1 protein-coding gene is annotated in these 781 nt (G+C 31.2%); it reads left to right on the forward strand.

Going from position 1 to position 781, the window contains the following annotated elements; translation table 11 throughout:
• The first annotated feature begins 43 nt into the window (after positions 1 to 43).
• Positions 44 to 763, forward strand: coding sequence for a hypothetical protein (locus A6E06_RS15220; protein ID WP_065593329.1), 720 nt, complete (start codon positions 44 to 46; stop codon positions 761 to 763).
• The last annotated feature ends 18 nt before the right edge of the window (positions 764 to 781 follow it).

The following is a 781-nucleotide window of genomic DNA, read 5'->3' on the forward strand; positions in this document are numbered from 1 at the left end:
GTGTTATGCCAGCGTTATATTTTAATTTTAGATAGGAAAACAGATGTTAAATCGGCATTTTATTGAAGAAATAAAGAACTCTTTGAACTCAAAATACTTTACGCTATCAGATTTTCAAATTGAATCATCAGAGTCAGGCTCTCCACTTTTGCATATCATATTTAATTATGCAGATTATGATTTTAAGTTTATAGAAGTTGAAGAGAAAGATATTTATACCGAGACCGCTAGATATTCATTTTCTGGCGATATAAAACGGTCAGAAAGTTATACTAGATACTACGCGATTTATAGCCCAGGAAAATATAAAGCTACTGATAAAGTTCAAGTGTCTTTTGCCGAATTAGCGGAACAAATAGAGAGTTGGAGTTCATATATAGCAAATGATTTAGTTGTAGTTGATAATGATGATACTTTATTTGAACAAATACGTGACGAATTAGAAGTGGTTTTTACAGTAAAAGATGTTGAAAATGAAGGTCAAGTTGCAAGTTTCGAGGAGCAACTGGATGTTTCCGAAAAATTAGATAAATTGTATGAACGTCTAGAAGAATTAAATAAAAAAGTTCAATTTGCTTCTGATGAAATGATAAAAATTAAAGATGAAATTGAAATGTTAAAATCATCTTCAGGACAGATGCCTAAAGGTATTTGGGCTAAAGTTGCTAAAAATAGGTTGGTAGAGATCGCGATTAAGTTTTTTAAAACCCCTGAAGGTAGAGAGCTTATTGTTCATACAATCAAGCAAGCATTACCGTCATAAATATAACAATCGCATCAA

It is taken from the genome of Aliivibrio sp. 1S175 (genome assembly GCF_001690985.1).
In the GTDB taxonomy this organism is placed as follows: Bacteria; Pseudomonadota; Gammaproteobacteria; order Enterobacterales; family Vibrionaceae; genus Aliivibrio.

Coding starts and splice junctions, on each gene's coding strand:
- A6E06_RS15220 (WP_065593329.1), top strand. CDS start 44: ATGTTAAATCGGCATTTTATTGAAGAAATAAAGAACTCTTTGAACTCA.